We start from the raw sequence: 7,405 nt of genomic DNA, 5'->3' as shown, positions 1-7,405 counted from the left end.
CCGGCGGGCCCCCACCGGCGGCGTCCGCCGCCGGCCGCTCCCGGCGGAAAAGAAAAAAGGGGGGCACGGAAGAGGGCCCCGTTCATCCATCGGGCCGGCGCCGTCCCCACAGGCGGTAGGGGCGGTACACCGTTTTCTACTGGATGTCGGGGCCCTTCCCGGGTCCAACCCCCGCTCGATCGGGCGGCTCCGCTCCGGACGGCGCCTGGCGCCGCGCCTGGTTCGGACGGGGCGGCGGTGGTGTGCTCGCGGCCCGCCGTTGCGCGGTGGCCGGTGCGCGCCGGAGGCGGCCGATCGGTGAGTCCCGTGCTGGACCCGAGCAAAACTACCCAGTTCCGCGACCTTGTCAACCGCCTCCGGCGGGCCCGTCCGGCGGTCGCCGCACCCCGGCCGGGCCCGTGCTGGTCAGGCCCGGGTCAGGGCACCACGACGGTTCCGGTCGCGGTGACGACGGTGATCGGCTCGGCCAGGACCTCGGCGGCCGACTCGCCCTTGTCGGGGCGGCCCCGGCACACCACGCGGGCGCTCAGGTCCAGGGTGCGGCTGCGGCGGCCGACGCGGGTGACCACGGCGGTGGCCTCCACGACGTCCCCGGCGCGCAGCGGCGCGCGGAACTGGACGTCGGAGTAGGAGGCGAACAGGCCCTCGTCGCCGTCGGTGCGGATGCACACCTCGGTCGCCACGTCGCCGAACAGGCCGAGGACGTACGCGCCGTCCACCAGGTTCCCGGCGTAGTGGGCGTGGGAGTAGGGGACGTAGCGGCGGTGGGTGACGGTCAGCCCCCGCCGCGGGTCGGCGCCCTCGGCTCCGTCGGCGGCTCCGGGGGCGGCGTGGCCGGTGGACGCGGTCGGGTCGGTCATGGGGTCTCCTGTTCGCCGGTCGCGGCGGGCAGCAGGACGTGGACCAGGAACGAGGCGACCTCCGAGGGGGTGGTGCCCTTGCCGAAGATGCGGTCCACGCCCAGGTCGGACGGGGTGACGGTGTCGAAGCGGGGGCCGCCGACCACCAGCAGCGGCCGGCCGATCCCGGCGGCGACGGCGGTGGGGTACTCGGCGTGGAACGCGGCGGCCATCTGCTTGGTGTTGTGCAGGTGGGCGTTGCGCTGGGTGACGACCTGGGAGACCAGGACGGCGTCGGCGTCGGCCTGCTTGGCGCGGGCGACCAGTTCCTCGACGGTGACCTGCGCGCCCATGTTGACGACCTGGATCTCGCGGTAGTACTCCAGGCCCTTCTCCCCCGCGAAGCCCTTGACGTTGAGGATCGCGTCAATCCCGACGGTGTGGGCGTCGGTGCCGATGCAGGCGCCGACGACGACCAGGCGGCGGCCGAGGCCGGAACGGATCGCCTGGTTGATCTCCGGCGCGGACAGCAGCGGGTACTCGCGTCCCTCGGGGACGGGGATGGAGGCGTAGTCGATCAGGTGGTTGGTGCGGCCGTAGACGATGAAGAAGGTGAAGTCGGGGCCCATCGGCTTGGCGTGCACGACGCTGGCGGGGTCCAGCCCCATCTTCCCGGCCAGCTGCAGCGCGGCGGCGTCGGCGCGGGGCCCGGCGGGGACGGGCAGGGTGAACGACATCTGGACCAGGCCGTCGCCGGTGGTGTCGCCGTAGGGGCGGATGACCTGCCGGGTGTCGGCGGGTTCGGCCGGCGCCTGGGTGTCGGTGCCGGTGGCCGAACCGGCGGTGGGGTCGACGGTCATGCGGTCACCTCCTGCGGTGCGGACGCGGCGTGCGGGTCCTCGCTGTCGAGGATCTCGATGGCGGGGTTGACGTACCCGTCGGCGCGCTCGACGACGCCGTCCAGGCCCTTGCCGGCGTCCGGGGGGCGGCGGGTGACGCCGAAGGTGCCCTCGGCGATCGCGGTGAGCAGGCCGTCGCTCTCGACCTTCTCCAGCAGCTCGATGGACTCCGACAGGACGCGGCGGGCGCGTTCGCCGATGAAGCCGTCCGGGCGGGGCACGAAGTCCTCGGCGAGGCCGCCGGCCGCGTCGCGGACGTAGCGGACGTTCTCCAGCGCCAGGTCGCGGTCCGACAGCCAGGGGGTGTGGATGCCCTCGGTCATCATCCCGATGAGGATGATCGACTGGCCGGTCATGACGCCCGCGAGGTTGAAGAAGGCGTCCAGCAGGTACCCGGCGAAGATGTTGCCGGTCATGTGCTTGGTCGGCGGCATGTACTTCAGCGGCGCGTCGGGGAACAGCTCGCGGACGAGCTGGGCGTGGGCGAGCTCCAGCCGGAACGACTCGGGGATCCGCGGGTTGATCTCGAAGGCGTGGCCGAGGCCGAGCTGGGCGTCGGCGAGGCCCGCCTCGTGCCCGAACCGCTCGTTGAGCAGCTGCGACACGATGACGGTGTGCGCGGCGTCGACGGCGTCGGCGGTGGTGAGGTAGTTGTCCTCGCCGGTGTTGATGACGATGCCGGCGCGGGCGTGGATCTGCCGGGAGAACCGCTGGTCGATGAAGGTGCGGCGGGGGTTGATGTCGCGGAAGATGATGCCGTACATGCAGTCGTTCAGCATCATGTCGAGGCGTTCGAGCCCGGCGAGGGTGGCGATCTCGGGCATGCACAGCCCGGAGGCGTAGTTGGTGAGCCGCACGTACCGGCCGAGTTCGCGCGACACGTCGTCCAGGGCGGCGCGCATGAGCCGGAAGTTCTCCTGGGTGGCGTAGGTGCCGGCGTAGCCCTCGCGGGTGGCGCCCTCGGGGACGAAGTCCAGCAGCGACTGCCCGGTGGAGCGGATGACGGCGACGACGTCGGCGCCCTCGCGGGCGGCGGCCTGGGCCTGCGGGATGTCCTCGTAGATGTCGCCGGTGGCGACGATGAGGTAGATCCACGGCTGGGGCGGGTCGCCGACCTCGGCGAGCATCCGGTCGCGTTCGGCGCGGCGGCGGTCGATGCGGGTCATGCCCGCGCGGGCGGCGCGCCGGGCGGCGTCGTGGGCGGTGCGGGCGTCGCTTCCGGCGGGCAGGCGGAACGAGACGCGGCCAGCGGCCGCGGCGGCGGCCAGCTCGGCGAGGGAGCCGTGGCCGCCCTGGGCGAGGGCGTCCCAGACCGGGAGGGCGACGCCGTGCTCCAGCCCGACCTGCGCGCGGACGGCGTCGACCAGGTGGTTGGCCCAGGGGCGGCCGTCGGCGTCGGCGCCGGACAGGCCGGACAGGCGCAGCAGGGCGCGTTCGACCGACACGGTGGTGTGGGTGCGGGCCATCCGGATGACGGGTTCGGCGGCCCGGGCGGCCAGGTTCCGGGCCCTGCGGACGACCTCGGGGTCCAGGTCGAGCTTGCCCCGCGTGTTCGGGCCGGTCACCGGGGTGTCTCCCGGAGCAGGTCGGTCGGCATCGCCGTTCCCTTCTCCGCCGCGTGCGCCGGCGTCGCCGGGTTGGGGCACACCGGGCGGGCCGCGACGAACAATCGTCCTCATTGACGCGTTCTCTACGGAAGATCTTCCGGTATGCACCACGTCACGCGCAAGAACCTCTTTGCTGTCGGCCCGCAAATCGCGTTCCGGCCCTCGACCGGGGCGCCGACCCGCATGAAACAAGTTTGTCCGGCTAAGTAATTCACGGACGCGCACACTCCGACGGAAGAGGGCGAGAGCATGTGCGGAATCACCGGATGGGTGGACTTCGGCCGCGACCTGACCGCGGGCTCGGCCACCTCCGACACGGCCCGGACCGCCGCGGCGATGATCGCCACCATGGCGTGCCGAGGCCCCGACGACCAGGGCGTGTGGACCTCCCCGCACGCCGTCCTCGGCCACCGGCGGCTCGCCGTCATCGACATCGAGGGCGGCCGCCAGCCCATGGCCTCCCCCTCCCCCGGCGCCCCCGCCGGGACGAGCGCCGCGACCGGAGCCGGCGAGACCGAGGCCGCCGAAACGGCAGGGCCCGCGGCCGTGCTCACCTACAGCGGCGAGGTCTACAACTTCACCGAACTGCGCGCCGAACTCGCCGCGCTCGGCCACACCTTCCGCACCCGCAGCGACACCGAGGTCGTCCTGCACGCCTACCTGCAGTGGGGCGAGCACATGGCCGAACGCCTCAACGGCATGTACGCCCTCGCCGTCTGGGACACCCGCACCGAGGAACTGCTGCTGCTGCGCGACCGGCTCGGCGTCAAGCCCCTGTTCTGGCGGCGGCTGCCCGGCGGCCTGGCGTTCGGCTCCGAACCCAAGGCGATCCTCGCCCACCCCGCCGCCGACGCCGTCCTGGACGCCGACGGCCTGCGCGGCATCCTCGGCTTCTTCAAGGACGTCGGCAACTCCCCCTACCGCGACATCCACGAACTGCGGCCCGGCCACGTCCTGCGGATCCGCCGCTCCGGCCTCACCGTCCGCCGCTACTGGCAGACACCCGCCGCGCCCCACACCGACGACCTGCCCGCCACCGTCGCGCACGTCCGCGAACTGCTGGAGGACATCGTCGCGCGGCAACTGGTGTCGGACGTCCCGCTGTGCACCCTGCTGTCGGGCGGCCTGGACTCCAGCATCGTCACCGCCCTCGCCGCCACCCACGGCCCCGTCCGCTCCTTCGCCGTCGACTTCACCGGGCAGGCCGACAAGTTCGTCCCCGACCCGATGCGCGAGACCCCCGACACCCCCTTCGTCCACGACCTCGCCGCGCACGCCGGAACCGAGCACGCCGACATCGTCGTGGACGCCGCGCGCCTCGCCGACCCGGAACTGCGCGCCACCGTCGTGCGGGCCTTCGACGCCCCCGCCTCCAACGGCGACATGAACGCCTCGCTCTACCTGCTGTTCCGCGCGATCCGCGACAAGTCCACCGTCGCGCTGTCGGGCGAGTCGGCCGACGAGGTGTTCGGCGGCTACCTGTGGTTCCACGACGCCGGCGCCGTCCACGCCGACACCTTCCCCTGGGTCGCGATGGCCGGCGCCCGCACCCGGGACGGCTCGCAGGGGCTCGGCCCCGACCCGGTCGCCCCGCTCGACCGGGGCCTGCTGCAGACCCTCGACCTGCCCGCCCACACCGCCGAGCAGTACAGCCGCGCGATCGCCGAGGTCCCCGACGTCCCCGGCGACGACGAGCACGAGCGCCGCATGCGCCGGATCTGCCACCTGCACCTGACCCGCTTCCTGCCGATGCTGCTGGACCGCAAGGACCGCGCCAGCATGGCCGTCGGCCTGGAGGTCCGCGTCCCGTTCTGCGACCACCGCCTCGTCGAGTACGTCTACGGCGCCCCCTGGTCGATGAAGACCCACGACGGGCGCGAGAAGAGCCTGCTGCGCGGCGCGGGCCGGCACCTGCTGCCCGACTCGATCGCCACCCGCCGCAAGAGCCCCTACCCCGCCATCCAGGACCCCGCCTACGAGCTGGCGCTGCTCGACCAGGTCCGCGACCTGCTCTCCGACCCGTCCGCGCCCGTCGCGCCCCTGCTGGACCGCGCCGCGCTGACCGAGCTGACCACCCGTCCCATGGACGCCGCCGTCAGCACCGGCTTCGGCGGCCGCCGCGGCACCTTCGAACTCGTCCTCAGCCTGGACGCCTGGCTGCGCGAGCAGTCCGTGCGCCTCGACCTCTGAACCGGCCCCGATTCAGCTCCGGAGCACGCCTCGGACCTCCGTATCGAGGTTCCGAACCCCCGCGCGGACCTGACTTCGGAGATAGGTGAGACGAGGGTCCAGCCCGGACCGCACCCCGGGCTGACCTGCGGTTTTCCGCATTCGCACGTACCTTCGTGGCTTCTTCTTGGTTCCACTCCAGTCACACCCACAAGCAAAGTCTCATTCAAACACGCAACGTGAAAGTAAAATCACGAGGCGTCAGCACAGGGTGCCGGACCGACCTGGGAGTGGGCCATGCCTCTCTATCTGCTTGCCGCGGCGTGCGCGGTCGTCGTGGTGGTCATCGCGAGCCGGCTGCTGCGCCGCACCGGCCGCGGCGCCGACGACGAGGCCGCCGACGGCCCGACCAACGGCCACGCCGGATCGATGCTGTCGGCGCTGTTCCTGCTCGCCTTCGCCATCGCGATCGTCGTCCCGTGGACCAACGCCGACGCCGCCCGCACCAACGCCTCCACCGAGGCGCAGGCCCTCGTCGAGACCTACTGGGCCGCCGGACGCCTCGACGCCGCCGACGCCGCCCGCACCCGCGCCGAGCTCGCCGACTACGCCGCCTTCGTCCGCCACACCGAATGGCCCCTCATGCGCGACCACGGCCGGCTCAGCGCCGACGGCTGGGCCCGCCTGGACCGGATGCGCCGCGAGACCATCGCGGTCCCCTTCAAGGACGGCGACGACTCCCAGGACGCCCGCACCGCCGTCCTGGACCACCTGTCGGAGGTGTCGGCCGCCCGGCACCAGCGCGCCAGCGACGCCCGCGCCCACCCGCCCGCCGGACTGCTCGTCATCACCGTCCTCACGGGCCTGGTCGTGCTCGTCCTGCCGCTCCTCGGCGGCGCCCGCCCCCGCGGCATGGCGCTGATCCCGCTCGGCCTGATGGCCGCGCTGCTCGCCGTCGGCGTCTACCTCGCCCTCGACATCTCGCACGTGTTCTCCGGCGCGCTCGCCGTCCACCCCGACGCGTTCACCGCCGTGTCCGGCGAGTTCACCCGCATCAACCAGGGAGGCTGACGTGCGCCGCGCGCTCGCCCTGCCCGCGCTCGTGCTGCTCACCACCACCGCAGGCGGCCTCACCCTGCCCCTCACCGCCACCTCGACCGCCGCCGAGACCCCCACCCCCGCCGGCGGGACCTCCGACTCCCCGGCCAAGCCCGCCCCGTCCGGCTCCACCGGTTCCAGCTCCGCCGGTTCGTCCGGTTCCGGGGACGCGTCGGCACGCGCTCCCCGGGGCACTCCCGCCCCCTCGCACACCCCTGCGGCGGCCCACGCTCCGCCCGCGTTGCGCAGCCCGTCCGAACGTTCCTCCCCGTCGCAGGTTCCCACCGCGCCGAGCGTTCCCTCCGTGCGGCAGCTGCCTCCAGCGGTGCGCAGGCCGTCCGTCAGGCAGACCCCCGCGGAGACGCACAGCCCGTCCGCGGGGCGCGTTCCGTCCGCGGCGCGTGTTCCCTCCGTCGGGCATGCGCCGCCCGTGGTGCGCGCCCCCCGCAAGCCCCGGACCAGCGGCGACCCCCGGGACGAGACCGCGGTGAGCGCGCGGCGACGGCAGCCTCCTCCGCCGGGCGGGCCGACGTCCGGGAACGGTGTCATGGCCGTCATCGGGGACGACGACACCGGGATCATCTCGGTGGTCGCCCCCTCACCCACGGGCGGCCTGGCGAGCGTGTGCATCCACCTCGGCCTGGAGCTGGAGATCTCGGTCGGGGGGCCGCTCCTCGGCAGCCCGTGCCACAAGCCGCCCGCGCCTCCCCCGCCGAACAAGCCCCCGGCACCGCCGCCTCCCCCACCTCCTCCACCACCGCCGCCACCTCCCCCGCCGCCTCCGAATCCCCCG

At 73.6% G+C, this 7,405-nt stretch carries 6 protein-coding genes; 3 read left to right on the top strand and 3 right to left on the bottom strand.

What is annotated here, in order from left to right; translation table 11 throughout:
* Positions 1–416: 416 nt before the first annotated feature.
* Genes kal through kamD form a run of 3 tightly spaced genes read right to left on the bottom strand, consistent with a single transcriptional unit; the run spans position 417 to position 3,303 of the window.
* Positions 417–860: a 3-aminobutyryl-CoA ammonia lyase gene (gene kal / locus AB0J52_RS20465; protein WP_500183190.1), complete on the bottom strand. Its 444-nt coding sequence runs from the start codon at positions 858–860 to the stop codon at positions 417–419.
* Positions 857–1,699 (bottom strand): lysine 5,6-aminomutase subunit beta, encoded by an 843-nt coding sequence (gene kamE / locus AB0J52_RS20460; protein ID WP_500183189.1) that lies wholly within the window; start codon positions 1,697–1,699, stop codon positions 857–859. The genes kal and kamE overlap by 4 nt, the downstream gene beginning before the upstream one ends.
* Positions 1,696–3,303: a lysine 5,6-aminomutase subunit alpha gene (gene kamD, locus AB0J52_RS20455; RefSeq protein ID WP_500183187.1), complete on the bottom strand. Its 1,608-nt coding sequence runs from the start codon at positions 3,301–3,303 to the stop codon at positions 1,696–1,698. The genes kamE and kamD overlap by 4 nt, the downstream gene beginning before the upstream one ends.
* A gap of 291 nt (positions 3,304–3,594) precedes the next feature.
* Between kamD and asnB the strand changes: the two genes are divergently transcribed.
* The 3 genes from asnB to AB0J52_RS20440 all read left to right on the top strand — a co-directional run.
* Complete coding sequence (asnB, locus tag AB0J52_RS20450; RefSeq protein ID WP_500183186.1) at positions 3,595–5,535, top strand: asparagine synthase (glutamine-hydrolyzing); 1,941 nt, start codon at positions 3,595–3,597, stop codon at positions 5,533–5,535.
* A 276-nt stretch (positions 5,536–5,811) separates the two neighbouring features.
* Positions 5,812–6,585, top strand: a complete 774-nt coding sequence (locus AB0J52_RS20445; protein WP_500183185.1) for a bestrophin-like domain — start codon at positions 5,812–5,814, stop codon at positions 6,583–6,585.
* Position 6,586: 1 nt separating this feature from the next.
* On the top strand, positions 6,587–7,405 hold an 819-nt coding region (locus AB0J52_RS20440), incomplete at its 3' end, for a hypothetical protein (RefSeq protein ID WP_500183184.1).

The sequence above is a fragment of the Spirillospora sp. NPDC049652 genome, assembly GCF_040675125.1.
GTDB lineage: Bacteria > Actinomycetota > Actinomycetes > Streptosporangiales > Streptosporangiaceae > Spirillospora.
The sequence above is the reverse complement of the archived record's forward strand: the minus strand, read 5'-3'. Positions and strand labels throughout refer to the sequence as shown.

Bases quoted from the DNA above. Each gene is read 5' to 3' on its own strand.
- kal (WP_500183190.1), bottom strand. From the start codon at position 860: ATGACCGACCCGACCGCGTCCACCGGCCACGCCGCCCCCGGAGCCGCC.
- kamE (WP_500183189.1), bottom strand. From the start codon at position 1,699: ATGACCGTCGACCCCACCGCCGGTTCGGCCACCGGCACCGACACCCAG.
- asnB (WP_500183186.1), top strand. From the start codon at position 3,595: ATGTGCGGAATCACCGGATGGGTGGACTTCGGCCGCGACCTGACCGCG.
- AB0J52_RS20445 (WP_500183185.1), top strand. From the start codon at position 5,812: ATGCCTCTCTATCTGCTTGCCGCGGCGTGCGCGGTCGTCGTGGTGGTC.